Below are 25,012 nucleotides of genomic sequence, written 5' to 3'. Positions count from 1 at the left end.
GAACTCCCATACGGGCCCGCAGCCTCCGATGCTGCATCAGAGGCCGGACAGATGGCAGCATCCGACTACGTGCATTACCTCCAAAAAACCGCTTGCGTCTTTTGGGGCGTCCACAGATGGAAAGCGGTCGTCAGATTTCGACATCGTCAGGGGCGTTCACATGCCCGTCACTGTCCGCTGGAGCCCGTCTCCCATCACGTCTCCCGCGCAAGGTCTGTTTTTTTATCGCACCCTTTGCTACCCACTCCACAGCGTCGTGGTCACGTTCAGCGAACATCGTTTTGATCTGCCCCTTGGATTGGCCGTCCATGATGCTCTTCAAAGTTTGGTGCTTGCTTCGGCTCATGCGGGCATGATGACAGATAATCGAACGTCTGCAACCGGTCGTTTGCTGCCATTTCCGTTTTGTCACCCCGGACTTGATCCGGGGTCCATGACTTCAACGCTGCGATGGATCCCGGATCAAGTCCGGGATGACGATGATGGAGAGGGCAGCTAATGGGTCGTTAGCCGACATTCCCTTGAATCGGGTAGCGCTCGTTCATCACGTCCCAACTCAGCGCAACAAGCCTTTCCAGCACACCAATATCCACGTCGGCGAGCTTGTTGATATAGAGGCACGCCTTGCCAGTCTTATGCTTGCCCAGCTGTGCGAACAGCGCGTCAGCCTCGGCCTGCCGGTCGCAATAATGGCCCATCAGATAGAGCGTCATTGCCGCCTTGCGCGGGCTGAACCCGGCGCGGGCCATCGTTCCCGAGTGGCCGCTGTCATAGGTGTAGTCGTAACTGCCATAGCCGATGATCGACGGCCCCCACATTTTGGGTTCATGGCCGGTGACGCGGCGGTGGATCGCGTCGACGACCGCGGCTTCTTCGCGGCGGCGGGCGTCGGGGATGGCGGCGATGAAGTCGGCGACCGACATGTCGGTGGCTTTGGTCTTTAATTCACCTTTGCTCATCGCCTTTCTCCCGGCCCCGATCATAGCCGGAGCGCGGGGCCGTGCCAATCCATGGGGGCGCAAGCCGGTTGCACCTTGGGCGGCGTCCTGCTAGCCGCGCCCGCGTCTTTCCTCGCCAAAAGGTGCCCTATGTCCGAGTCTTTCAAACGCGTCGTCCTTGCCTATTCCGGGGGGCTCGACACCAGCGTTATCGTGAAATGGCTGCAGGTCACCTATGGCTGTGAGGTCGTGACCTTCACCGCCGATCTGGGGCAGGGCGAAGAGCTGGAGCCCGCGCGCGCCAAGGCCGAGCTGATGGGGATCAAGCCCGAGCATATTTATATCGACGATCTGCGCGAGGAATTCGTCCGCGACTTCATCTTCCCGATGATGCGTGCCAATGCGCGCTATGAGGGCGATTATCTGCTCGGCACCTCGATCGCGCGCCCGCTGATTTCGAAGCGCCTCGTCGAGATCGCCGCCGAAACCGGCGCCGATGCGGTCGCGCATGGCGCGACGGGCAAGGGCAATGATCAGGTGCGTTTTGAACTCAGCGCCTATGCGCTCAACCCCGACATCAAGGTGATCGCGCCGTGGCGCGAATGGGATCTCGCCAGCCGTACCGCGCTGATCGAATTCGCCGAAAAGCACCAGATTCCGGTCCCCAAGGACAAGCGCGGGGAAAGCCCGTTCTCGACCGACGCGAACCTTCTCCACACGTCGTCCGAAGGCAAGGTGCTCGAGGATCCGTGGGAAGAAACCCCCGACTATGTCTATTCGCGCACTGTGAACCCCGAAGATGCGCCCGACACCCCCGAATATATCACGATCGATTTCGCCAAGGGCGACGGCATCGCGCTGAACGGCGAAGCGATGTCGCCCGCGACGCTGCTCGCGGCGCTCAACGATCTTGGCCGCAAGCATGGCATCGGCCGCCTCGATCTGGTCGAGAACCGCTATGTCGGCATGAAGTCGCGCGGCATGTATGAAACGCCCGGGGGCGAAATCTATGCACGCGCCCATCGCGGCATCGAAAGCATCACCCTCGACCGCGGTGCCGCGCACCTGAAAGACGAGCTGATGCCGAAATATGCCGAGCTCATCTATAATGGTTTCTGGTTCAGCCCCGAGCGCGAGATGCTGCAGGCGGCGATCGACCACAGCCAGGAAAAGGTCGACGGCACCGTCCGGCTCAAACTGTACAAGGGCAATGCCTCGGTCGTCGGGCGCAAGTCGCCGAACAGCCTGTACAGCGAACGGCATGTGACCTTCGAGGATGACGCCGGCGCCTATGACCAGAAGGATGCGGCGGGCTTCATCAAGCTGAATGCGCTGCGCCTGAAGCTGCTCGCCAAGCGCGACCGCTGATCGAGACAGCGCGGCGGCGGGAACGCCGCCGGTCTATAAAAGCATGATCATCGACGGGCCGGTGCAGCATTTGCTGCGTCGGCCCGTTTTCGTTCGTCCGGTTGCTGCGCGCCTTTCGTCGTGGCGTTGAAATAGGGCGCTGTGTGGGTTGGAGGGCCGCAGCTTGTTCATGATCTCTGCAGGAAAATTTGCTATTGGCCGGAAGTTCGGGCGGCAGGATGCCGATATTCTTCTGAAGGGATTGCCGCCGAATGGAGTGTGGCAGGCTATGCAGGATCCATCGACTATCGAGCAGTCCGACTATGATTGGCAGCCTTGCTCCATAATCTTTCCCCGTATCGGCAGGTTCATGGATCGTTATGGCGTGCGGCGTCGCCTGATCTTGCCGGGGCATTATTTCGTCCGGCGTTCGCGATCGATGGGCGGCTGGATCTATCGCAGGGGTTGATGCCTGCCTCCGCAGTTGCATGCAGCTGCCCCGTCTCATTTTGTGATGGACGGGTGTGCGATAAGCGACAATGCTGACATCCGCACGGTAGCTTTGCCGAAGGAATGTCTCTGGCATGCGGTTCTTTGATTTTTCCTCATGGCAAAGCATCGGCGCGACACTTTTCGGTCTGGTGCTTGTCACCTTCATTGGCGTCGGCATCCGCCTGATCGTCATGATGACTATCCAGCAGCGGCGCGAGCGGATGAATCGCCAGATCAACGAGCGGTTGCGCACGCTGATCGCCGCTTACAAGACGCTGGGCGGTTCCTTTACCGGCGATCTGATGGTCGATCCGCGTCACCTGCGCGAATTGCGGCGGGCGCCCGACGCCGCCGAACCCGCGCGCGATCTGCCCAATGACGAAGCCGGTGGCGGCGAATCGGACCGGCCGAGGCGCATCCGCGACGCGGTGGAGGCCGCGCTGTCCGACATCATCCTGCTCGGGACGGCAAAACAGGTCGGGCTGGCGAGCCGCGCCGCGCAGGAATTGGTGGATGGCCGGCCGGTGCATACCCACGCGCTGGTCGTCGAACTGCGCGATTTCATCCGCAAGGCACTCGATCTCGATCCGGTTCCGGCCGACGTTGTCATTCCTTTGCAGGGGCCGACGCGTCCCGTGAGTAGCGGCGGAAAGGGCGCCGCCGGGCGCGGGAGCGAAGAGCGCGGCGGTGGAGGAGGGCGCGGCGCTGGCGGCGGCGCGGGAATGGCCGGCGGCATGGGGCTGGCGGGCGGCGCAAGCCTCGCGCGCGGCACTGCGGGGGATGGCGATGACACGGCCGACGGCCCGCAACCGAAATAACGGGTTCGCAAGCTAGTGCGACCTGCGCTAAGGCTCCTGTCGTGACTGCGACCCGCTTTTTCTCCGACAATGCCGCGACCGTTCATCCTGTTGTGATGGATGCGCTCGTTGCCGCCAACCGGGTCGATACGGCCTATGATGGCGATGCGATCAGCCAGTCGCTCGATGCCGCCTTTTCCGACCTGTTCGAAACCAGCTGCGAAGTTGTTTGGATTGCCACCGGGACGGCGGCGAACAGCATCATTCTCGCCCATTTCGTGCGGCCGTGGCAGGGTATTCTTTGCTACGAAGAAGCGCATATCGAGGTCGACGAATGCGGTGCGCCGTCCTTCTATTCGGGCGGGGCCAAGCTGATGACGCTGCCCGGGAGCGGCGCAAAGATCGACGCCGGGGCTTTGCGCGCCCGGATTGCCGGAATCCGTCAGGACGTCCATCAGGTCCAGCCTGCGGCGATCAGCATCACCAATGCTACAGAATATGGCCTCGCGTGGCGCCCGCAAGAAGTCGGCGCGATCAGCGAGATCGCCCGGTCGAGCGGAATGAAGCTCCACATGGACGGCGCGCGCTTTGCCAATGCCGTCGCACATCTGGGCTGTGCGCCCGCCGACGTCACCTGGCGCGCCGGGGTCGACGCGCTGTCCTTTGGCTTCACCAAAAACGGTGCGATGATGGCCGAGGCGATCGTCTTTTTCGGCGGCAGCGGCGGTGCGGGGGTGCGCGAGCTCAAGAAACGCGGCGGTCATTTGCTCAGCAAGGGGCGTTTCGTCGCGGCGCAGATCCGCGCGATGCTGGCGGACGATCTGTGGCTGACCAACGCGCGTGCCGCCAATGCCGGCGCCGCGGCGCTCGCCGCAGCCTGTCATTCGCGGCTGATGTATCCCGTCGAGGCGAATGAGCTGTTCATTCGCTTGACGGCAGAGGAATCGGCAAAGCTCCGTGCCGCGGGTTTCGATTTTTACGATTGGGGCGAGGGCGCTGCGCGTCTGGTTGTCAGCTGGGATCAGGACGCGCAGGCGGTTGCACCGCTGGCGGCCGCGATTTCTGCGCTGTGAGCCATCCACCGCTGACGCTGCTGTCGCCCCGCGTCCTCATTCCCTTTGCGTTGGTGACATTGATCTGGGGATCGACCTGGATCGTCATCACGGGACAATTGGGTATCGTGCCGCCGAGCTGGTCGGTGACCTATCGTTTTGCGGTCGCGGCGATCGCCATGTTCGCCTTTGCTGCGATCCGGCGTGAGCGACTGGGGCTCGACTCCCGCGCGCTGGCCTTTGCCGCGGCGCTGGGAATCGCGCAGTTCGCGTTCAACTTCAACTTCGTCTATCGCGCCGAACAGCATATCACCTCGGGACTGGTCGCAGTGCTGTTCGCGCTGCTGATCGTTCCCAACACGCTGATGGGCCGCATCTTCCTGAAAACGCCGCTGGAGCGGCGCTTCCTCGCCGGCGCGGGGATTGCGATCGTCGGCGTCGGGTTGATGATCCTTCACGAATATCGCGCCGCGGCGCTCGGCCCGGCAGCAGTGCTGACCGGAACCGCCTTCACGCTCGCCGGCGTGACCAGCGCGTCGATCGCCAATGTCATGCAGGGTAGCAAGATCGCCCGCGCCCAGTCGATGACGGTAATGCTCGCCTGGGCGATGCTGTTCGGCACCTTGATCGACGGCAGCTTCGCGTGGATCACTGCCGGTCCGCCCGTAATCGAGCCGACTGCGGCCTATCTGGGCGGCGTCCTCTATCTCGGCGTCATCGCCAGCGCGGTAACCTTTCCGCTCTATTTCAACATCATCCGCGCGGTCGGCCCGGGACAGGCGGCGTGGTCGAGCGTGTTGATCCCGATCATCGCAATGGGCTTTTCAACGGTGTTCGAGGATTATCACTGGGCGCCGCTGTCGATCGCGGGCGGCGCAGTCGCGCTGATCGGGCTGGTGATCGCGGTCGCCAAGCGGCCCGAACGGCCTTCGGTCAGCGGCAATATGGTGTCGGTGCCGGTCAGCGACCGTCCATCCGGCGACGCTTGATAAGCGAACGCTCGGCGTAGCTTTTCCATATAAGATCGAGCTTTTCGGCGGAGACGGCGGTTCCTTCCCGGTCGGTCACTCGAACGGATGTCAGCCCTTGGTCGATCATTTTATTGGCCGTTCGGGCCGCCGCTTCCAGCGATGGTTTGACGGTCGGCCCGATTTCCTCGCCACCGGCGAGGCCCCAGACATAATATTTACGGTATGCAGCCACTAACCGGCGCTGATCCGCTCGATATCGGCGCCCACCGCCTGCAATTTCTCTTCGAGACGCTCATAGCCACGATCGAGGTGATAGACCCGGTTGACCTCAGTCGTACCCTCGGCTGCAAGGCCGGCGATGATCAGGCTCATCGAGGCGCGAAGGTCGGTCGCCATCACCGGCGCGCCGACGAGGCTGTCGACGCCGCGCACCACGGCGCTGCGGCCGCGCACGTCGATATCGCAGCCCATGCGCGCGAGTTCGGGGACGTGCATATAGCGGTTTTCGAAGATGGTTTCGGTGAACAGGCTGGCGCCCTTGCCGAGCGTCGCCATCGCCATGAACTGCGCCTGCATGTCGGTCGCGAAGCCCGGATAGGGGGCGGTCGACAGCGTAACGGGTTCGGCGCGGCCGTCCATGGCTACTCGGATTCCGGCCTTGGTTTCCTCGACCGTTGCGCCGGCTTCGCGGAGCGCGGCGAGGGTGGCTTCCATTTCGCTGGCTTTCGCGCCGACGAGTTCGACGTCGCCCTGGGTGATGACGGCGGCGCAGGCGTAGCTGCCCGCTTCGATGCGATCAGCCATGACGCGATAGGTTGCGCCGTGGAGGCGGTCGACGCCTTCGATGGTCAGCGTTTCGGTGCCAATGCCGTCGATCTGTGCGCCCATCGCGACGAGGCAGTTGCACAGGTCGACGATCTCGGGCTCGCGCGCCGCATTTTCGAGGATGCTGCTGCCGTTGGCGAGGACGGCGGCCATCACCGCATTTTCGGTCGCACCGACCGAGACGACGGGGAAGGTGAATTTGCCGCCCGACAGACGCCCGCCGGGCGCGCTCGCTTTGACATAGCCCGAGGCGAGCTCGATTTCGGCGCCCAGCGCTTCGAGGGCTTTGAGATGCAGGTCGATCGGGCGGTTGCCGATCGCGCAGCCGCCGGGGAGCGACACGGTCGCCTCGCCCGCGCGCGCGAGCAGCGGGCCGAGGACGAGGATCGACGCGCGCATCTTGCGGACGATGTCATAGGGGGCGACGGTCGAGGTGAGGGTGGTGGTGCGCGCGGTCATCACGCGGCCGAAATCCTCGGGCCGCGACCCTTCGATCGTCGTCGAACAGCCGAGCTGGTTGAGCAGATGCCCAAAGCCATCGACGTCGGCGAGACGCGGCAGGTTGCGCAGCGTCAGCGGCTCGTCGGTGAGCAGCGCGCAAGGCAGCAGGGTGAGCGCGGCGTTCTTGGCGCCGGAGATGGGGATACGGCCCTTGAGTCGCTGGCCGCCGCGAATGACGATTTGATCCATCGGCTGTCTTTAGCGCACGCCAGCCGTCACGCAAGCGGGTCGCGCGACCGTGGCTGTTGCCACCACCGCATTTAGTCTGGAAAGATGGTGCGAATGAAGAGGTTGGGCCGGGCAAACGGATTCGGGGGATGATGACAAAGGGTGACAAGCCGATCGCGGCACTCTGGTCGCGCGCCTATCTGTTGCTGACGATGACGGCGCTGTTCTGGGCGGGGAATTCGATCGTCGGGCGCGCGGCGCGCGATCTGGTACCGCCCGCGGCGCTGTCCTTCTGGCGCTGGGTGATCGCGCTGAGCCTTCTCTTGCCGCTCGCCTGGCCGCATCTGAAGCGTGACTGGCCGGTGCTGCGCGCGAACTGGCCGATCATGGCCTTGCTCGGTACGCTGGGGATCGGGGCGTTCAACACGATGCTCTATACCGGGCTGCAGACGACGACGGCGCTCAATTCGATGATGCTGCAATCGGCGCAGCCGGCGCTGATCCTGATGGTCGGCGCGCTGGTGATGAGCGACCGGACGAGCGCGCGGCAGATCGCGGGCGTGCTGGTTTCGCTGGCCGGCGTACTCATCATCATTTCGCGCGGCGACATTGGCGCGCTGCTCGGGCTGGAACTCAACGCTGGCGACGCGATTATCGGCGTCGCGGTGGTTTTATGGGCGATTTATTCGGTGTTCCTGCGGCGGCGCCCGCAAGTGCATCCACTGAGCTTCCTCGCGGCGTCGATCATGGTCGGAATCATGGTGATTTCCCCTGTCTATGCCGCTGAACTGTGGCGAGGGCGCGCAATCGTTCCGGGGTGGGAAAGCGGGCTGGCTATCGCCTATGTCTCGATTTTCCCGTCCTTCCTCGCCTATCTTTTCTTCAATCGCGGGGTCGAGCTGATCGGGTCGGCGGCGACCGGCCAATATCTGAATATCATGCCGTTGATGGGAGCGGGGCTGGCGATGCTGTTCCTCGGTGAAAGGCTGCACCTGTTCCATATCGCGGGGCTGGCACTGGTAGTGGCAGGGATATTGGTGGCCGGGCGCAATGTGCAGGCGCCTGTCGCGGCGCAATAGGCCGGGCAGGGAGGGTTAAATCGTCATCGATCGGGGGTGACTTTCCGCATGGTGTTCGGGGGCATAGTGTGGGATTATTCGCGCTATTCGAATGAAGCATGGGCGTGCGGAACGGATATATTCACAACAGGGAGAATGGATCATGCGGCATCCTGTCATCACGATCGTTACCACGGCATCGTTGATTGCGTCACAACTGGCGGTTCCGGTCCTGGCCCAGACGCGGCCCGCACCCTATCCTGGCGGACCATCGACCATGCCTTCGCTCCCCAGCGAGCCGGTGACCCGGCCGACGCCATCGCAGCCCGGTGGTCCACAGATACAGCCGCCGCGACCGGGCTGGGGCGGACCTTCGATCCAGCCGCCGCGTCCCGGCAATGATTTTGCGGGAACGATCCGCTGCGAGTCGCGGAACAACAAGGTCCAGCGCTGCAACGTTCGCACCGAGAATCGCGTCGAGTTGCAACGCGTCATCGGCGGGCGATGCTCGAAGGGCCGCGACTGGGGCTTTACCGCGAACCAGATCTGGGTGTCCGGAGGGTGTCGCGCCCAATTCTCTTATGGCTATGGGTATGACAATGGCGGCGGTTATCCGACCCCGTTGCCGCAGCCGGTCGGCGATTATGCCGGAACGATCCGCTGTGAATCGCGCAACAATCGCTATGAACAATGCAATGTCCGCACCAACGACCGGGTCGAGCTGGTGCGCCGGTTGGGCGGGACGTGCAACGACGGGCGCCAATGGGGCTATACGTCCAGCTATGTCTGGGTGAACAGCGGCTGCCGCGCCGAATTCGGCTATGGCTATGGCAATAACCGCCCTGACAAGGACAAGGATAAGGGCCCCAGCACCGGTCTGATCATCGGCGGCATCGTCGTCGCGGGCGGGCTGCTGGCGTTGCTCACGAGCAAGAAGAAGAAGCCCGCCACGGCGACCGAACCGGCGACCGAAGTCGAAGAAACGGTGACGACGCCGACCTATCCCGCCGGTCCGCCGGCGACGCTGTCTGCCAACCTCAGCAGCCTGCCGAGTGCATCGCGGACGTCGGTGCAAAATTGCCTGAACGACGCTGCGCGCCAGATCGGTGTGACCGGGGGCACGCGGCTGTCCTATGACCGGCTGGTCAATCTGGAACAGGGCAATGGCGGCTGGCGCATCCGCGCGGCGCTGACCGCGACCTATCCCGACGGCAATCGCACGCTGGAAATGTACTGCCGCGCGACGCCGACGCAGATCATCCAGCTGGATTTTTCGTAGGACGTAGGTTTCAGGATATTCGTCATTGCGAGCGTAGCGAAGCAATCTCCAGCGTAAGGCCGATAGCTGGAGATTGCTTCGTCGCTGCGCTCCTCGCAATGACGGGTTAATTCGTGATCAGCGCCCCAGCGCTTCTTCGACCTGTGCCAGCCGGTCCTTGCCGAAGAACATCTCCTCCCCGACGAAGAAGGTGGGGATGCCGAAGACGCCGCGCGCAACGGCGGCTTCGGTGTTGGCAACGAGCTTCGCCTTGATCTCAGGCTCTTGTGTGCGTGCGAGCAGCGCCGGGCCATCGAAGCCGTTGGCCGACAGGAAGGCGGCGATCACTTCCGGGTCGTCCATCTTCAGGCCGTCTTCCCACATTGCGCGGTTCACCGCCTCGACATAATCGTCGAGATTGCCTTCGTCGTCGGCGACGATCGCGCCGCGCATGATGGCCAGCGTGTTGACCGGAAAATGCGGGTTGAGGCGGTATTTTGTCAGGCCATGCTTTGCGATGAAGCGCTGCATCTCGAGATGCTCATAGGCCATCTTTGCGGGGGCGTCGGCATATTGGATCATCGGCGCCTTGTTGCCCGTCGCCTTGAAAATGCCGCCAAGCAGGCAGGGGGTGATGATCAGGTCGGCGCCGGTGCGATCGAGCAGTTCGGGCAGGACTTTGAGCGTCAGATAGGCGTTGGGGCTGCCGAAATCGAAGATGAGTTCGAGGGTTTTGGCCATGGAATTTTGCTCCTTCACCTTCTCCCGTCGGGAGAAGGATACGGCGCCTTGCCGCCGTAGGCGGCTAGGCAGAGTTGGATGAGGGGATATGTGCCACCGATAGGGCAGAGCCCCTCACCCAGCTTCGACTAGCCAGCGAGCTGGCAAGTCTTCGCAACCCTCTCCCGATGGGAGAGGGAAGAATTGCTCACCACTTTTCGCCCCAAGGGCGAAGATCGAGTTCGTGGGTCCACGCGCTTTTCGGTTGCTTGTGGAGCATCACATAATTGGCGGCGATGGCTTGCGGGTTGAGGATCAGTTCCTGCGCCTTGGCGTTTTCGAAATCGGGGTGGCGGCCCTTGATGAAATCGGTGTCGATCGCACCGTCGATGACGCTGTGCGCGACATGGATGCCCTGCGGCCCCAGTTCGCGCGCCATCGACTGGGCGAGCATCCGTAGCGCCGCTTTCGCGCCCGAAAAGGCCGAAAAGCCTGCGCCGCCGCGCAGGCTCGCGGTTGCGCCGGTGAAGATGATCGTGCCGCGGCCGCGCGGCGTCATGCGCTTCGCCGCTTCGCGCCCCATCAGGAAGCCGCCGAGGCAGGCCATCTCCCAGACCTTGGTGTAAACGCGCACCGTGGTCTCGGCGATCGGGAAATTCACATTGGCGCCGATGTTGAACACCGCGACCTCGACCGGGCCGACCTCGGCCTCGACCTGCTCGAACAGCGCGATCATCGCCTCCTCGTCGCGGGCGTCGGCGGGGAAGGCGCGGGCCTGATGCCCGTCGTCGCGGATCGATTGCGCCAGCGCCTCCAATGCATCGGCATTGCGTTCGCGGCGGTTGACGCAGGCGGTGAGGCCTTCGGCAGCGAAGGCGCGGGCGATGGCGCCGCCGGTGGCGTCGCCGGCGCCGATGATGACGGCTGCGGGATTGGGCATGTGCGAATCTCCTCTTGTGTCCGATAGTAACTATGATAATCATAGTGACAAGAGAATTGTTGGGCGCTGCCTCTTTTTGCTGTTCCCCGGCGAAAGCCGGGGTCCATAGGGGCAAGGCGGTGGTGCCATCTGGGCCCCGGCTTTCGCCGGGGAACAGATTAGGGAGATACGGAAAGTCGATGCCCAAGCGCGCGGATCTGTCGGACACATTTTGCCCCGTCGGGCGGTCAGCCGAACTGCTCGGCGACCGCGCGGTGCTGCTCATCCTGCGCGAGCTATTCTTTGGCCGGCGGCGGTTCGAGGTCATGGCGCAAAATACGGGGCTGGGGCCGCAGCTGGTTTCGGCGCGGCTCAAATTGCTCGTCGAGGAAGAAGTGGTTGAACGCCGCGCCTATCAGGAACGGCCGCCGCGTCACGAATATTGGCTGACCGACAAGGGCAAGGGATTGTTCGAGGTGCTCTACGCGATGCGCAACTGGGCCGAGCGCTGGGCCTATGCGCCGGGCGAGACCGGCGAGGGGCCCGCGATCCGCTATATCCACCGGGCCTGCGGCGCCGATGTCGGGATGGCGACAATCTGTCCGGGGTGCGGCGCCGAGCTTGGCTATGGCGATTTGAAGGGTGAGCCTTCGCCGATGCTCCAGGCCGAACAGGTAGCGCGGGCGACTAACTAAAACCCCTCCACTTTAGGGGAGGGCAATCGCGTGGCAAATCCGTGCGATCCTAAAATCCGTTCGTGCTGAGCTTGTCGAAGCACTGTTCTTCTTTCTTCACCGTTGAAAGAAAGAACGGCCCTTCGACAAGCTCAGGGCGAACGGTTCATTGTAGTTCCATGGGGCCCCATATCCCCTCCCATTTATGGGCGGGAAAAAGGAATCACGCCTTCTCCAGCGTGCATTGCAGCGGGTGCTGGCTCTGCCGCGCGGCGTCCATCACCTGGTTCACCTTGGTCTCGGCGACCTCATAGCTGAACACGCCGCATACGCCGACGCCCTGCTGATGGACGTGGAGCATCACCTGCGTCGCCTGTTCGATGTCCATGTTGAAGAAACGCTGCAGGACCATCACGACGAATTCCATCGGCGTATAATCGTCGTTGAGCAGCAGCACCTTGTACATCGACGGCTTTTTGGCCTTCGTGCGGGTGCGCGTGGCGATGCCGACACCGGGTGAGCCGGGGGCGCCATCGTCCTTGTCCGCCATGGCGTGGACGGGGTGCGAGTTGGAAGCGGAAAGCATCATCACGAGAATATCGCAAGCATCGGGCGAAGCGCAAGAGGGCGGGGAAGCATTAACCCCCTTTTCGTCGTTCTTCGTTGCCCAAAAACAAGAACCGCCCACTTCCCGGGGGGAAGCGAGCGGTCTTGGGAGCGTCAGCGCGGGCAGGGAGGGGGAGAGGGGCCCGCGCCAACTTTCGGAAAATAAAGGCCCTTAGGCTGCCTTCATCTTCGAAGTGATGACCGACACGCGGTTCGAGATCGGAGCGAAGCTTTCGTTCGTCAGCTTGACGACGAGTTCGCTGGTCTTCGAGGTCTGCGCAACGGCGGCGTCGAAAGCCTTCTTGCTGTTCTCGGCATAGAGCTTGAAGAAGTCGACCGGCGACTTGACGGCGGTGTAGCCCTTCAGCGCGGCGGTAGTGTCTTCAAAGCTCTTGCGAGCGAAGGTGACGCCTTCCTGGCCCAATACTTCGAGGTTCTTGGCAGCGATCTTGCCGGCTTCGACGAGGGCTTCGACGTTCGCCTTGTTGAATTCGACGGCTTCTTCAGCGATCTTGCTGGTCTTGGCCATGGCTTCCTTGGCCTTCTCGTTGAAGTCGGCGGTCAGGGCTTCGGTGCGGGTCTTCGCTTCGTCGGCGAACTTCTTGACGGTGTCGTTCATGGTCTTGAATCCTTTGGTGGCGGCTGCGACCGGCTTCGGTGCGGCTTTGACGGGCTTGGGGGCAATGGTCTTTGCGATCGCCTTCTTGGGGGCGACCTTCTTGGCGACTGCCTTGGGAGCAGCGGCCTTTTTCGCGACCGGCTTGGCTGCTGCCTTCACCGTTGCGGTTTTCACGGGTGCCGGAGCGGCGACGGGCGTCGCAACGACCGGAGCAGCGGGAGTCGCCACCGGGGCGGCGGGGGTTTCCAGCGTTGCGGCTTCGAAAGCCTTTTCAGCACTATCCATCTTGGTAGCCATCGGGACAACTCCTTTTATGTTGCAGTGCACAATATAGGAGTGATGTGGCGATTTCAAGAGATTTATTGTGCAGTGCACAAAAATCTTGTCGCCGTCATCCGAAGGCAGGATATTCGCTAGATATTACCGCTGTTTGACATAGCGGCCGGGGGCATCCTCGATCGCCTTTTTGGCGCCTTTTCCGGGGATGCGCGCGCCTTTGGCTGGAATTTCTGCGCTGTCCTGCGCGCGAATCCACTCGATCCAGTGCGGCCACCAGCTGCCCTTGGTCTCGCTGGCGCCCGCCACAAAATCGTCGAGCGACGCGGCATTGCTGTCGCCGGTCCAATATTGATATTTGCCCGCCGCGGGCGGATTGACCACGCCTGCGATATGGCCCGACCCCGCGAGCAGGAAGGTTTTGGGACCCGCCAGATGGTCCATCAGCCGCCATACGCTGGCGAGCGGCGCGATATGATCCTCGCGCCCCGCCTGGATGAAGGCAGGTGTCTTGATCTTGCCAAGATCGATCGGCGTGCCGCACGCCGACAGGCTGTTCGGGACGACCAGCCGGTTGTCGCGATAGAGATCGACCAGATATTGGCGGTGCCATTTCGCGGGCAGGTTGGTGGTGTCGCCGTTCCAATAGAGAAGGTCGAAGGGCGGATAGTCGTTGCCGAGCAGATAATTGCTCACGACATAATTCCAGATCAGGTCGCGCCCGCGCAAGCTGTTGAAGGTCGCGGCCATATAGCGGCCGTCGAGATAGCCCGGCGCCGAAAGCTGTTCGAGCAAGGCCAGATAACCGTCGTCGACGAACATTTTGAGCTCGCCGGCATGTTCGAAATCGACCTGCGCGGTGAAGAAGGTCGCCGACTTCACTCGCTCGGCCGCGCCCTTCGCCGACAGCATCGCCAGCGTCGCGGCGAGCGTCGTACCCGCGACGCAATAGCCGATGGCGTGGACCGCGGGGACGTCCAGCACATCGCGCACCGTGTCGATCGCGTCGACCTGCGCCGCGATATAATCGTCCCAGACGATATCCTTCATCGATGCATCGGCCGATTTCCACGACACCATGAACACCGAGAGACCTTGTTCGACCGCCCAGGCGACGAAGCTTTTCGCAGGGTTGAGGTCGAGGATATAGAAGCGGTTGATCCACGGCGGGAAGATGACGAGCGGGACCGCCAGCACGTCCGGGGTCGTCGGCGCATAGTGGATCAGCTGGTAAAGCTCGGTCTCGTGGATGACCTTGCCCGGCGTCGTCGCGATATTGACCCCGACCTCGAATGCATCGGGATCGACATGGCTGAGTTGCCCGCGCGCCAGATCGGCGAGCATATGCTTCAAACCTTTGAGCAGGCTTTCGCCGCGCGTTTCGACCGCGCGCTTGAGGACTTCAGGATTGGTGAGCGCGAGATTGGTCGGGGCCAGCGCGTCGGCCATATTCTTCGCGGCAAATTCCAGCTTGGCGCGCGCGGCGTCGTCGAGCCCCGGAAGCTGGCGCGTCGTCGCGAGCAACTGGTCGGAGAGCAGGCCATAGGTCTGGCGGATCAGCGCGAAGGCGGGATTCTGCGTCCAGTCGGGATCGGCGAAGCGGCGGTCCTTTGGTGCCTCGGCCGGAGCGGCGGGCGCCATTGCGGGGTTGAGCGTCGCGAGCGAGGTCCAGAAGGCGACGCCCTGTTCCCACATTTTCGATGTCTGTTCGGCCCACAGCTGGCTCGCCGGATTGTCGAGCCATTTGGCCGGATCGAACAAGGCCGCTGCGCCGTTGGTACCTTCGGCCTGGGTTTGCGCATATTCGAGCATCATCTGCTGCGCGCGGCCGATCACGCTGGTCCAGTGCTGCATGTCGTCGGGGGAAGGCATGAAGGAAAAAGGAACGTCGGTGGTGTCGCTGTTATCGCCGTTTTTGGGGCCTGCGTCGCTCATGTTTGTTCCCGCTGGTCAGTGCCGATATTATGCCTATAACAAGCCGCGGCGCGGCTGGCGAGCAGCCCGTTCGCGCCTTTCCAGAATATAACGTAAAGGAGTTGTTCTAGTCTCTCATGTCTGAAGATGAATTCTATCGCATCAAGCGCCTGCCGCCCTATGTCATCGCCGAAGTCAATGCGATGCGTGCGGCCGCCCGCGCCTCGGGCGAAGACATCATCGACCTGGGAATGGGCAACCCCGATTTGCCGCCGCCGCCGCATGTGATCGAGAAATTGTGCGAAGTGGCAATGAAGCCCGACGCGCACGGCTATTCGCAGTCCAAGGGGATTCCGGGGCTTCGCCGCGCGCAGGCCAATTATTACGCGCGCCGCTTCAACGTCGAACTCGACCCCGAGAGCGAGGTTGTCGTGACCATGGGGTCGAAGGAAGGGCTTGCGAGCCTCGCGACCGCGATCACCGGTCCGGGCGATGTCGTGCTGGCGCCGAACCCGAGCTATCCGATCCACACCTTCGGCTTCATCATCGCCGGGGCGACGATCCGCAGCGTCCCGACGACGCCCGATGAGGCCTATTGGCGCGCGCTCGACCGCGCGATGGCGTTCACCGTGCCGCGCCCGTCGATCCTCGTCGTCAATTACCCGTCGAACCCGACCGCCGAGACGGTCGACCTCGCTTTCTATGAGCGGCTCGTCGCGTGGGCGAAGGAGAATAAGGTCTGGGTCCTGAGCGACCTTGCCTATTCGGAACTATATTACGACGGCAATCCGACCCCCTCGATCCTGCAGGTGCCGGGCGCGAAGGATGTCGCGGTCGAGTTCACCTCGATGTCGAAAACCTATTCGATGGCGGGCTGGCGCATGGGCTTTGCGGTCGGCAACAAGCGGCTGATCGCGGCGATGACGCGCGTGAAATCCTATCTCGATTATGGCGCTTTCACTCCGATCCAGGCGGCGGCCTGCGCCGCGCTCAACGGCCCGCAGGATATCGTCGCGCGCAACCGCGAGCTGTATCAAAAACGCCGCGACGTGATGGTCGAAAGCTTTGCCCGCGCCGGCTGGGATATTCCGAGCCCCAAGGCGTCGATGTTCGCCTGGGCGCCGTTGCCCCCCGCGCTCAAGGAAATGGGCAGCCTGGAATTTTCCAAGCAATTGCTGACCGAGGCCAAGGTCGCGGTCGCGCCCGGCGTCGGCTATGGCGAGGATGGCGAAGGCTTCGTCCGTATCGCGATGGTCGAAAATGAGCAGCGCATCCGGCAGGCGGCGCGCAATATCCGCAAATTCCTTCAGGCGCACGGCGTCAACACCCCGTCGGTCGCGGCCGGCAACGGGGGGTGACACTCCCGGACGCGAGCGCGATTGCGCAGACGATCCAGCTGTCGGTTACCCCAGTGTTCTTGCTGGTGGCGACCGGCAGCCTCCTGAACGTCATCGCGGGCAGGCTCGCGCGCGTGGTCGACCGGTCGCGTTCGCTGATGGCGCGCTGGCCCGAGACCGAGGGGCAGGAGCATGACCGGATTGTTGCGGAACTCCGCATCGCCGACCGGCGCATGTGGATCATCAACAATTCGATCCTGTCGGCGGTCGCGTGCGGGATCGTCGTGTGCCTGCTTGTCGCCCTGCTATTCACCCAGGCCTTTACCGGGATTAATCTGGGCGTCGCCGCGTCATGGGCCTTTGGGGTCGCCATGCTCCTTTTGCTCATATCGCTGATCCTGTTCCTGATCGAGGTGCGGCTGGCCATCCGGGCCATTCAGGTCCCGATGGAATTGCTCGAGCATGAGCAGTTGAGCTGGAAGCAACGGCTGGGCGGGCACTAGCGCCCCGGTAATTTTTTCTGCCGCCGCGCGGCCAAGCCGCCGTAGCGGCAACCGCGAACCTGTCCTTTTCAACCCGTCCCAACGGCGTTGACAGGGCAGGGAGGCGCCTGCACCTTCCGTATCCGGAGAGTGTAATGAACCAGAAAATAGCCTTCCCCCAAGGCATCGGGTCGCAGCCCGCCGACGGCGTTTCCGCGCAGACGCGGACGATGCTGTGGCTGTTGCTGATCGTCTATATCTTCAATTTCCTCGATCGGCAGATCGTCAATATCCTCGCCGAACCGATCAAGGCCGACCTTGGTCTGTCGGATACCGAACTCGGCTTGCTCGCGGGGCCCGCCTTTGCGGTCTTTTACGCGCTGCTTGGTATTCCGATCGCGCGCTATGCCGACAAGGACGGCACGAACCGGGTGCGGCTGATCGCGCTCTCGCTCACCATATGGTCGGCGATGACTGCGGTGTGCGGGCTCGCGCAGAATTTCGTCCAGCTGCTGTTCGCACGGATCGGCGTCGGGGTCGGCGAGGCGGGCTGCACCCCTGCGGCGCACTCGCTGATCAGCGACAGCGTGCCGCCCGAAAAGCGCTCGTCGGCGATTGCCTTTTACGGGATGGGGGTGCCGATTGGCTCGCTGCTCGGGCTGATCATCGGCGGGGTCATCAACGACCTTTATGGCTGGCGTGTCGCATTGATGCTCGTCGGCGTCCCGGGCCTGATGCTCGCGCTGGTTGTATTGTTCCTGATGCGCGAGCCGCGCCACAGCCGCTCGGCCGAAGCGGCTGCCACAGCGGCGGCGATCGTGCCGCTTTCAACGCGCGAGGCGCTGCGCGAAATCTTCGCCTCGCGCGCCTATATTTATATTCTGATCGCGTCGTCGGTCGTCGCCTTCCTCGGCTATGGCAAGGGATTGTGGACGATCAGCTTCTTCATCCGCAGCCATGGCCTGTCGACGACCGAGGCGGGGCTGTCGATGGCGGTCGTGCTGGGGCTTGCAGCGGCGCTCGGCACATGGCTGGGCGGCAAGCTCGCCGACAAGTTCGGGGCGCGCGACAAGCGGCACATATTGACCTTTCCCGCCTTTGGCATGGCGATCGTCGCACCGATCCTGTTCCTTGGCTATCATATGGAACATTGGCTGGTCGCGATGGCGTTGCTGGTTGTGCCCAGCATCGTCAACAACGCCTATTATGGCCCCGCCTATGGCTGTGTGCAGGGACTGGTGCGGCCGCAGGCGCGCGCCGTCGCGGCGTCGGTGATGCTGTTCGGGCAGAATCTGATCGGGCTGGGACTGGGGCCGTTCCTGTTCGGGGTGCTGTCCGATGCGCTGGCGCCGGTCGCAGGACAGGAAAGCGTGCGCTGGGTGCTTTATGGCGCGGCATGGCTCGGGTTGATTCCGGCCTTTTTCTTCTGGCGCGCGAGCCTGCGACTGAAGGCGGAATTGAAGTCGGGCTAGGCCTTTTCGTCATTGCGAGCGCAGCGAAGCAATTCAGGGCGTGGCAAGCCGTTCTGGATTGCTTCGCTGCGCTCGCAATGACGAAGTTTAGAAGGGCGCCCCAGCGCTCGCCCGTTGCGCCTTCGCCGCGTCGGTCCACCAGCCAAGATCGTCGGCGAAGCGCGGGAAGGCCTTGGCAAGCCGTCCGCCATCCTCGCCCGTTGGCTGTCCGTCGGCATCGAATGCGCCGCCGATCCGCGCGAGGCTGAGCGGCGTAGAGGTGACGACCATCCCCATCGCGCCGAGTGTGGTGCGCCATGCGGTCGCCGAGCGGACGCCAGCGAAAGGGCCCGCCGAGTAAGACGCGATTGCGGCCGGGCGCCAGGCATATTCGGCCAGATAATGATCGACGAGATTTTTGAGCCCGGGTTGCAGCCCGCCGTTATATTCGCCGGTAACGAAGACATAGCTGTCGGCCGCCGCGATTTTCGCGGCAAGATCGGCCATCGCGCGCGGGGCTTCGCCCGCCGCATAGTCGCTGAAGCGCCGGTCGAGCATGGGCAGGTCGATCGCCTTGGCGTCGATCAACTCGGCGCTGTCGCCGCGTGTGGTGAGGGCGTCAACGATCCAGCGGGCGAGCTTGATGCCCTGCCGGTCGCGGCGATAGCTGCCATAAAAGACAAGAATGTGCCGGGTCATGCCGCCTAGGTGCCACGGGACGAACCGAAACGAAAGAGGGCGTGCTTGCACATGGGCGATTGCCGCCTAAGCTGGTGTCGGGACAATGGGGGAGGAAAGCGGATGCGCGTCTATCGCACACCGGACGAAAATTTTGCGGCTTTGCCGGACTGGCCGTTTGCGCCAAATTATCTGGAAATCGGGAATGGATTGCGCGTCCATTATATCGACGAGGGTGCGGCGGAGGCGCAGCCGGTGCTGATGCTGCATGGCGAGCCGACATGGTCCTATCTTTATCGCCATATGATCGGCCCCGCAGTCGATGCGGGGTTCCGTGTCGTCGCGCCCGACCTGATCGGCTTTGGCCGATCGGACAAGCCGCTCGACCGCGGGGCTTACAGCTATGCGGCGCAGGTTGCCTGGATGCGGCAGTGGATCGAAGCGCTCGATCTTCGTAATATGATTCTCGCCTGTCAGGATTGGGGATCGTTGATCGGCCTGCGGCTTGTCGCCGAAATGCCTGAACGTTTCGCGGGCGTGGCCCTGTCGAACGGTGGTTTGCCCGAGGGGCAGGCGGCGCCGCGCGCCTTCGCGATCTGGCGGGCCTTCTCGCGCTATAGCCCGGTGTTTCCAATCGGGAAGATCGTCAAGGCGGGGACCAAGCGTGCATTGAGCGCTGCGGAAATCGCCGCCTATGACGCGCCCTTTCCGACGCGGGCATCAAAGGTTGCGGCACGGGTCTATCCGGGCTTTGTGCCGCTGGGCGACAATGTTGCGGTACCGGATCAGAAGCGCGCGTGGGCGGTGCTCGAAGGCTTCGACAAGCCGTTTCTGTGCTGCTTTTCCGACGGCGATCCGATCACGCGCGGCGGCGATGCGCTGTTCACCGCGCGCGTACCGGGGACGCGCGGCGTAGCGCATCGCACGCTGAAGGGTGGTCATTTCATTCAGGAGGATGACCCGGCAGGCTTTGTTACGGCGATCCGCGATGTGGCGGCGGCGGGACGGTCGAGCTGATCTGGATACTCCCTGTCGCGAAGCGATGGGGAGGTGGCAGCGCAAAGCGCTGACGGAGGGGCCTATGGCGCTGCCGTTGCGGCCCCTCCACCATCCGCTTCGCGGACGGTCCCCCTCCCCATGGCTTCGCCACAGGGAGGATTGGATCATCAATCGCTGAACGGGTCGCGGATCAGGATCGTGTCTTCGCGTTCGGGGCTGGTCGACACGAGCGCGATCGGGGTTTCGATCAGTTCCTGCACGCGCTGGATATATTTGATCGCCTGTGCGGGCAGGTCGGCATAGCTGCGCGCGCCGGCGGTCGTTTCCTGCCAGCCGTCCATTTCCTCGTAGATCGGCTCGACCTCGGCCTGATCGGCCGAGTGCGCGGGGAAATAGTCGAGGATCTTGCCGCGCAGGCGATAGCCGGTGCAGATGCGGATGGTTTCGAAACCGTCGAGAACGTCGAGCTTGGTCAGCGCGATGCCGGTGACGCCCGAAACGGCGCAGCTCTGGCGGACGAGTACGGCGTCGAACCAGCCGCAGCGGCGCTTGCGCCCGGTGACGGTGCCGAACTCATGGCCGCGCTCGCCGAGCTTCTGCCCGGTCGCATCCTCGAGTTCGGTCGGGAAGGGGCCGCTGCCGACGCGGGTCGTATAGGCTTTGGCGATGCCAAGGACGAAGCCGACTGCGCCGGGACCGAGGCCCGAGCCCGAAGCGGCGGTGCCGCTGACGGTGTTCGAGCTGGTGACGAAGGGATAGGTGCCATGATCGACGTCGAGCAGCACGCCCTGTGCGCCCTCGAACAGGATGCGCGCGCCGGCCTTGCGGACCTTTTTCAGGCGCTTCCAGACCGGTTGCGCATATTCGAGCACATAGTCGGCGATTTCGGTGAGGTCGGCGATCAGGCGCTCACGGTCGATCGGCGGCTCGCCGAAGCCGGCGCGCAGCGCGTCATGATGCGCGGTCAGGCGGTCGATCTGCGGATCGAGCTTGTCGAGATGCGCGAGGTCGCAGACGCGAATCGCGCGGCGACCGACCTTATCTTCATAGGCGGGGCCGATGCCGCGCCCGGTGGTGCCGATCTTGCCGGCGCCGGCAGCGGTTTCGCGCAGCGCGTCGAGGTCGCGGTGGAAGGGCAGGATCAGCGCGCAATTGTCGGCGATCGCGAAATTCTCGGGATTGATGGCAACGCCCTGACCGCGCAGCTTGGTAATCTCGTCGCGCAGCGCCCAGGGGTCGAGGACGACGCCATTGCCGATGATCGACAGCGTGCCGGTGACGATGCCCGAGGGGAGCAGCGAGAGTTTGTAAACCTGCTCGCCGACGACCAGCGTATGGCCGGCATTGTGCCCGCCCTGGAAACGGACGACGGCGTCGGCGCGGCTCGCGAGCCAGTCGACAATCTTGCCCTTGCCCTCGTCGCCCCATTGCGACCCGATGACGGTAACATTTGCCATGACAATGTCCTGCTGTGCGGGGCCAAAAAGCAACAAGCGCGGCCCGGCGCGGCCTTAGCGGATTTGGCCAAAGAGGCAAGCGCAGTGGCACGAATGGGCGACATTTCTGCGCTGCGTCGCTATGGAAGGCGGCATATTCGGATCGCGCAAGGATGGTGGAAATGGTCGAATCGGACGCGCCTTATCATGCGCATATCTATTATGCGGCGGACGAGCGGCCGGTGGCCGTCGCGCTGCGTGAGGCGTTCGGGGCGGATGAGGCGATTCTCTTTGTCGGGGCGATGACCGACGGTGGAGTCGGGCCGCATCCGATTGCGCAATATGAGGTGCATTTTGTCGAGCGGAATGTCGGTGCGGTGATCGCGGCGATCAAGGCGACAGGACTGCGGGCGCTGGTGCATCCGCTGACCGACGATGATCTTGCTGATCATACGACGCTGGCGCACTGGATTGGTGCGCCGGTAGAGCTGGACGTGACGGTGCTTGACCCGCCGGGGGTGAATCAGGGCGTGTCGCGGTTCGGAAAAGCGGATTTTTAGGCTTCGACCGGACCGTCGGGCCCAAGCGTGAAGCCGCAACCGAGTGCGCGGGCATCGTCGCCGTCGGACAGCGCCGCTACCGTCTGCCACCCGTCGGCGCGCAGGCTTGCCGCCAGCGTCGTGTCATGGCCGAGCGGCAGGAAGATGCGGCGGTCGGCGTCGTCCTCGGCGCCGAGGCCTTCGTCGATCAAAGGATCGGGATAGAGGGAGAAGCCGACGGCGGCTTCTTCATGTTCCTCGCCGACGGGAATCGCATAGCCGCCGCCGCGGCCGATCGCGTCGCCCTGTCCGGGGACGAAAATCTGGAAGCCGAACCAGCTTTGATAGGCGAAGCCGTGGCGTTCGGTGGGGTCGAGGGTCAGCGTGACGCGGCCGCGCACTGGTGCTGCAATGGCTTCGAGCGCGTCGATGCGGCTGGTGAGGACGCCCGCGGTGTCGAAAGCACGCAGATCGGCGATCGCCTGATCGAAGGGACCGGTGGCGCGGAGCAGCGGCAGATAGGCTTCGGCTCCCAGCCGTGCGAGCGCGCCCGCATCCTTGGCGTCGAGCTCATCGCGGAGCTGGTCGATGTTCGCGGCGACCGGCAACGGGCCGTTGGCGAGCAGGTCGACGACGTCGGGCAGGGTGAAATCGAGCGTCACCGGACCGATGCCCGCGGCCTCGAGCGCGTCGATCGCGACGCTGACAATCTCGCGCGCCGCGGCGACGCTGTCGCTGCCGATCAGTTCGGCGCCGACTTGCAGCATTTCGCGCGCGGGGCGGAGCTGGCTGGCGCGCAGCTTGACGACCTGGCCCGCGTAGCAAAGGCGAAGCGGGCGTGGCGCGTGCGCGAGCAGCGAGGTGGCTATGCGGCCGACCTGCCGCGTGATGTCGGGGCGCAGCGCCAATGTGCGCTGCGATACCGGATCGGTGAAGCGGAGCAAATCGCGCGAGGCGCGCTCGTCATTGCCGCCCAGCGTCTCGCGAAACTCGGCGAGCGGCGGCGACACGCGGCCATAGCCATGCGCGCGCATCGCATCGACGAGCGCGCGGGTCACGCGCGACGCGGCCTCCGCTTGCTGGGGGAGGCGGTCGCGCAGACCTTCGGGGAGCAGAGCAGGGGCCTTGGTCATGGGTGCGGCCTTAGGCGGGTGGGAAGGTGGATTCAACCGTAACTCCCCTCCCGCTTGCGGGAGGGGCTGGGGGTGGGCAAGCAGCGTTGCAATGGCCCACCCCGCTGCGACTAACGGACAAGTCCGCAAGTCTCGCTCCCCCTCCCGCAAGCGGGAGGGGGACTAAGGCTTAGAACTTCAAACCCTTGACCGTCTTCACGCCGGGCAGTTGGCACAGCTGCCACAGCAGCGGCTCGGGCATCGCCGAGTCGAGCGACAGCAACAGCACCGCTTCACCGCCCGCATCGCGGCGGCCGAGGTGGAAGGTGCCGATGTTGAGCCCGGCATCGCCCAGCGTCGTGCCGATGCGGCCGATGAAGCCCGGCGCATCCTCGTTGACGATATAGAGCATGTCGCCGTCGAGATCGGCCTCGACCTTGATCCCGAACATTTCGACGAGGCGCGGGTCGCCGTTGCTGAACAGCGTGCCCGCGACCGAACGATCGCCCTGGCTGGTCGACACGGTGACGCGGATCAGCGTGTGATAATCGCCGTCGCGGTCGTGGCGCACTTCGCGGACATCAAGCCCGCGTTCGCGTGCCAGATGCGGGGCGTTGACCATATTCACGCTGTCCGAATAGCGACGCATCAGGCCGGTGAGCACCGCAGCGGTGATCGGCTTGAGATTCAGTTCGGCGGCGGCGCCCTCGGCCTCGATCGAGATGGTGGTGAGGTTGTCGTGGGCGAGCTGGCCGATCAGGCTGCCGAGCTTTTCGGCGAGCGCCATGTACGGACGCAGCTTCGGGGCTTCCTCGGCCGACAGGCTGGGGACGTTGAGCGCGTTGGTGATGCCGCCGGTGAGCAGATAATCCGACAGCTGTTCGGCGACCTGAATCGCAACATTGACCTGCGCTTCATCGGTCGAGGCGCCGAGGTGCGGGGTGCAGATGAAGTTCGGGGTGCTGAACAGCGGATGGTCGGCCGACGGGGGTTCGGTCGCGAACACGTCGAGGGCAGCGCCCGCGACATGACCCGAATCGAGCGCATCCTTCAGCGCCGCTTCGTCGATCAGCCCGCCGCGCGCACAGTTGATGATGCGCACGCCCTTCTTGGTCTTGGCGAGATTCTCGGCCGACAGGATGTTGCGCGTCTGGTCAGTCAGCGGGGTGTGCAGCGTGATGAAGTCGGCGCGTGCGAGCAGGCCGTCGAGGTCGACCTTTTCGACGCCAAGCTCGATCGCGCGTTCGGGGGTCAGGAAGGGGTCGAAGGCGACGACCTTCATGCGCAGGCCGAGCGCGCGTTCGGCGACGATGCTGCCGATATTGCCGCAACCGATCAGGCCGAGGGTCTTCGAGGTCAGCTCGACGCCCATGAAGTCATTCTTGGGCCATTTGCCCGCTTGGGTCAGCGTATTGGCTTCGGGAATCTGGCGGGCCAGCGCGAACATCATCGCGACCGCATGTTCGGCGGTGGTGATGCTGTTGCCGAAAGGGGTGTTCATCACGATGACGCCCTTCTTCGACGCCTCGGGAATGTCGACATTGTCGACGCCGATCCCGGCGCGGCCGACGACCTTCAGGTTCGTCGCGGCGGCGAGGACGTCGGCGGTGACTTTGGTCGCCGAGCGGATCGCGAGGCCGTCATAGTCGCCGATCATCGCGATCAGCTCTTCCTTGGTCTTGCCGGTGATGACATCGACGTCGATCCCGCGTTCCTTGAAGATCGCGGCGGCTTTGGGGTCCATTTTGTCGGAAATGAGAACTTTGGGTGCGGTCATTTCGATATTCCTTCTTTCCTGTCATTCCCGCGAAAGCGGGAACCCAGGGTGGGATCAGTCCATGCG

General features: G+C 63.7%; 24 protein-coding genes. 13 read left to right on the top strand and 11 right to left on the bottom strand.

The genetic code is table 11. From position 1 onward, the window contains the following. Window positions 1-506: 506 nt before the first annotated feature. Window positions 507-959 carry a DUF1801 domain-containing protein gene (locus CDQ91_RS19875; RefSeq protein WP_088474448.1) on the bottom strand — a complete coding sequence of 151 codons (453 nt, stop codon included), beginning with the start codon at window positions 957-959 and terminating at the stop codon, window positions 507-509. A 129-nt stretch (window positions 960-1,088) separates the two neighbouring features. On the opposite strand from CDQ91_RS19875, the gene CDQ91_RS19870 reads away from it, so the two are divergent. The 5 genes from CDQ91_RS19870 to CDQ91_RS19850 all read left to right on the top strand — a co-directional run bounded on the left by CDQ91_RS19870 (window position 1,089) and on the right by CDQ91_RS19850 (window position 5,615). Further along, entirely contained in the window at window positions 1,089-2,306 is a 1,218-nt protein-coding gene (locus tag CDQ91_RS19870) for an argininosuccinate synthase (RefSeq protein ID WP_088474447.1), read from the top strand. Window positions 2,307-2,469: 163 nt separating this feature from the next. Next, window positions 2,470-2,754 carry a hypothetical protein gene (locus CDQ91_RS19865; protein ID WP_144036834.1) on the top strand — a complete coding sequence of 95 codons (285 nt, stop codon included), beginning with the start codon at window positions 2,470-2,472 and terminating at the stop codon, window positions 2,752-2,754. Between the two features lie 115 nt (window positions 2,755-2,869). Then, window positions 2,870-3,595 carry a hypothetical protein gene (locus CDQ91_RS19860; RefSeq protein WP_088474445.1) on the top strand — a complete coding sequence of 242 codons (726 nt, stop codon included), beginning with the start codon at window positions 2,870-2,872 and terminating at the stop codon, window positions 3,593-3,595. 41 nt (window positions 3,596-3,636) lie between these two features. Further along, window positions 3,637-4,647 carry a threonine aldolase family protein gene (locus CDQ91_RS19855; protein ID WP_088474444.1) on the top strand — a complete coding sequence of 337 codons (1,011 nt, stop codon included), beginning with the start codon at window positions 3,637-3,639 and terminating at the stop codon, window positions 4,645-4,647. Further along, complete coding sequence (locus CDQ91_RS19850) at window positions 4,644-5,615, top strand: DMT family transporter (protein WP_088474443.1); 972 nt, start codon at window positions 4,644-4,646, stop codon at window positions 5,613-5,615. Before CDQ91_RS19855 ends, CDQ91_RS19850 begins: the two co-directional genes overlap by 4 nt. Before the next feature lie 213 nt (window positions 5,616-5,828). On the opposite strand, the gene murA is transcribed toward CDQ91_RS19850, so the two are convergent. Continuing rightward, window positions 5,829-7,112: a UDP-N-acetylglucosamine 1-carboxyvinyltransferase gene (gene murA / locus CDQ91_RS19840; protein ID WP_088474441.1), complete on the bottom strand. Its 1,284-nt coding sequence runs from the start codon at window positions 7,110-7,112 to the stop codon at window positions 5,829-5,831. Between the two features lie 128 nt (window positions 7,113-7,240). Between murA and CDQ91_RS19835 the strand changes: the two genes are divergently transcribed. Further along, window positions 7,241-8,170: a DMT family transporter gene (locus CDQ91_RS19835; protein WP_088474440.1), complete on the top strand. Its 930-nt coding sequence runs from the start codon at window positions 7,241-7,243 to the stop codon at window positions 8,168-8,170. A 142-nt stretch (window positions 8,171-8,312) separates the two neighbouring features. Continuing rightward, window positions 8,313-9,428, top strand: a complete 1,116-nt coding sequence (locus tag CDQ91_RS19830; protein ID WP_158213736.1) for a DUF3011 domain-containing protein — start codon at window positions 8,313-8,315, stop codon at window positions 9,426-9,428. A 117-nt stretch (window positions 9,429-9,545) separates the two neighbouring features. Here CDQ91_RS19830 and CDQ91_RS19825 read toward each other — a convergent pair whose 3' ends face one another. After that, on the bottom strand, window positions 9,546-10,148 hold the full coding sequence (locus CDQ91_RS19825) for a 2-hydroxychromene-2-carboxylate isomerase (protein WP_088474438.1): 603 nt from the start codon (window positions 10,146-10,148) through the stop codon (window positions 9,546-9,548). Window positions 10,149-10,335: 187 nt separating this feature from the next. Continuing rightward, window positions 10,336-11,067, bottom strand: a complete 732-nt coding sequence (locus CDQ91_RS19820; RefSeq protein ID WP_088474437.1) for an SDR family oxidoreductase — start codon at window positions 11,065-11,067, stop codon at window positions 10,336-10,338. Window positions 11,068-11,246: 179 nt separating this feature from the next. On the opposite strand from CDQ91_RS19820, the gene CDQ91_RS19815 reads away from it, so the two are divergent. Then, window positions 11,247-11,741, top strand: coding sequence for a winged helix-turn-helix transcriptional regulator (locus CDQ91_RS19815; RefSeq protein ID WP_088474436.1), 495 nt, complete (start codon window positions 11,247-11,249; stop codon window positions 11,739-11,741). Window positions 11,742-11,943: 202 nt separating this feature from the next. Here the strand turns inward: CDQ91_RS19815 and clpS are convergent, their stop codons facing one another. The 3 genes from clpS to CDQ91_RS19800 all read right to left on the bottom strand — a co-directional run bounded on the left by clpS (window position 11,944) and on the right by CDQ91_RS19800 (window position 15,156). Beyond that, complete coding sequence (clpS, locus tag CDQ91_RS19810) at window positions 11,944-12,309, bottom strand: ATP-dependent Clp protease adapter ClpS (protein WP_088474435.1); 366 nt, start codon at window positions 12,307-12,309, stop codon at window positions 11,944-11,946. 189 nt (window positions 12,310-12,498) lie between these two features. After that, complete coding sequence (locus CDQ91_RS19805) at window positions 12,499-13,242, bottom strand: phasin family protein (RefSeq protein WP_088474434.1); 744 nt, start codon at window positions 13,240-13,242, stop codon at window positions 12,499-12,501. Between the two features lie 123 nt (window positions 13,243-13,365). Continuing rightward, window positions 13,366-15,156 carry a PHA/PHB synthase family protein gene (locus tag CDQ91_RS19800; RefSeq protein WP_088474433.1) on the bottom strand — a complete coding sequence of 597 codons (1,791 nt, stop codon included), beginning with the start codon at window positions 15,154-15,156 and terminating at the stop codon, window positions 13,366-13,368. Between the two features lie 116 nt (window positions 15,157-15,272). On the opposite strand from CDQ91_RS19800, the gene CDQ91_RS19795 reads away from it, so the two are divergent. From CDQ91_RS19795 to CDQ91_RS19785, 3 genes are all read left to right on the top strand, one after another. Beyond that, a complete protein-coding gene (locus CDQ91_RS19795) occupies window positions 15,273-16,493 on the top strand; it encodes an LL-diaminopimelate aminotransferase (protein ID WP_088474432.1) in 1,221 nt (406 codons plus the stop codon). After that, window positions 16,490-16,975, top strand: a complete 486-nt coding sequence (locus CDQ91_RS19790) for a DUF2721 domain-containing protein (protein WP_088474431.1) — start codon at window positions 16,490-16,492, stop codon at window positions 16,973-16,975. The genes CDQ91_RS19795 and CDQ91_RS19790 overlap by 4 nt, the downstream gene beginning before the upstream one ends. A 134-nt stretch (window positions 16,976-17,109) precedes the next feature. After that, window positions 17,110-18,426 (top strand): spinster family MFS transporter, encoded by a 1,317-nt coding sequence (locus CDQ91_RS19785; RefSeq protein ID WP_088474430.1) that lies wholly within the window; start codon window positions 17,110-17,112, stop codon window positions 18,424-18,426. Between the two features lie 87 nt (window positions 18,427-18,513). Here CDQ91_RS19785 and CDQ91_RS19780 read toward each other — a convergent pair whose 3' ends face one another. Further along, the gene (locus CDQ91_RS19780) at window positions 18,514-19,104 is read right to left on the bottom strand and encodes an NADPH-dependent FMN reductase (protein WP_088474429.1); all 591 of its coding nucleotides are present in this window, start codon (window positions 19,102-19,104) and stop codon (window positions 18,514-18,516) included. Between the two features lie 102 nt (window positions 19,105-19,206). Between CDQ91_RS19780 and CDQ91_RS19775 the strand changes: the two genes are divergently transcribed. Continuing rightward, window positions 19,207-20,100, top strand: coding sequence for a haloalkane dehalogenase (locus CDQ91_RS19775; protein ID WP_088474428.1), 894 nt, complete (start codon window positions 19,207-19,209; stop codon window positions 20,098-20,100). A 149-nt stretch (window positions 20,101-20,249) separates the two neighbouring features. On the opposite strand, the gene CDQ91_RS19770 is transcribed toward CDQ91_RS19775, so the two are convergent. After that, window positions 20,250-21,539: an adenylosuccinate synthase gene (locus CDQ91_RS19770; RefSeq protein WP_088474427.1), complete on the bottom strand. Its 1,290-nt coding sequence runs from the start codon at window positions 21,537-21,539 to the stop codon at window positions 20,250-20,252. A 161-nt stretch (window positions 21,540-21,700) separates the two neighbouring features. On the opposite strand from CDQ91_RS19770, the gene CDQ91_RS19765 reads away from it, so the two are divergent. After that, window positions 21,701-22,078: a DOPA 4,5-dioxygenase family protein gene (locus CDQ91_RS19765; RefSeq protein WP_088474451.1), complete on the top strand. Its 378-nt coding sequence runs from the start codon at window positions 21,701-21,703 to the stop codon at window positions 22,076-22,078. Here CDQ91_RS19765 and CDQ91_RS19760 read toward each other — a convergent pair. Next, a complete protein-coding gene (locus CDQ91_RS19760) occupies window positions 22,075-23,190 on the bottom strand; it encodes an ATP phosphoribosyltransferase regulatory subunit (RefSeq protein ID WP_088474426.1) in 1,116 nt (371 codons plus the stop codon). The two genes, CDQ91_RS19765 and CDQ91_RS19760, sit on opposite strands and share 4 nt — an antisense overlap. A gap of 169 nt (window positions 23,191-23,359) precedes the next feature. Beyond that, entirely contained in the window at window positions 23,360-24,946 is a 1,587-nt protein-coding gene (serA, locus tag CDQ91_RS19755) for a phosphoglycerate dehydrogenase (RefSeq protein ID WP_088474425.1), read from the bottom strand. Window positions 24,947-25,012 lie beyond the last annotated feature (66 nt).

Source organism: Sphingopyxis witflariensis (genome assembly GCF_002205635.1).
In the GTDB taxonomy this organism is placed as follows: Bacteria; Pseudomonadota; Alphaproteobacteria; order Sphingomonadales; family Sphingomonadaceae; genus Sphingopyxis; species Sphingopyxis witflariensis.
The sequence above is the reverse complement of the archived record's forward strand: the minus strand, read 5'-3'. Positions and strand labels throughout refer to the sequence as shown.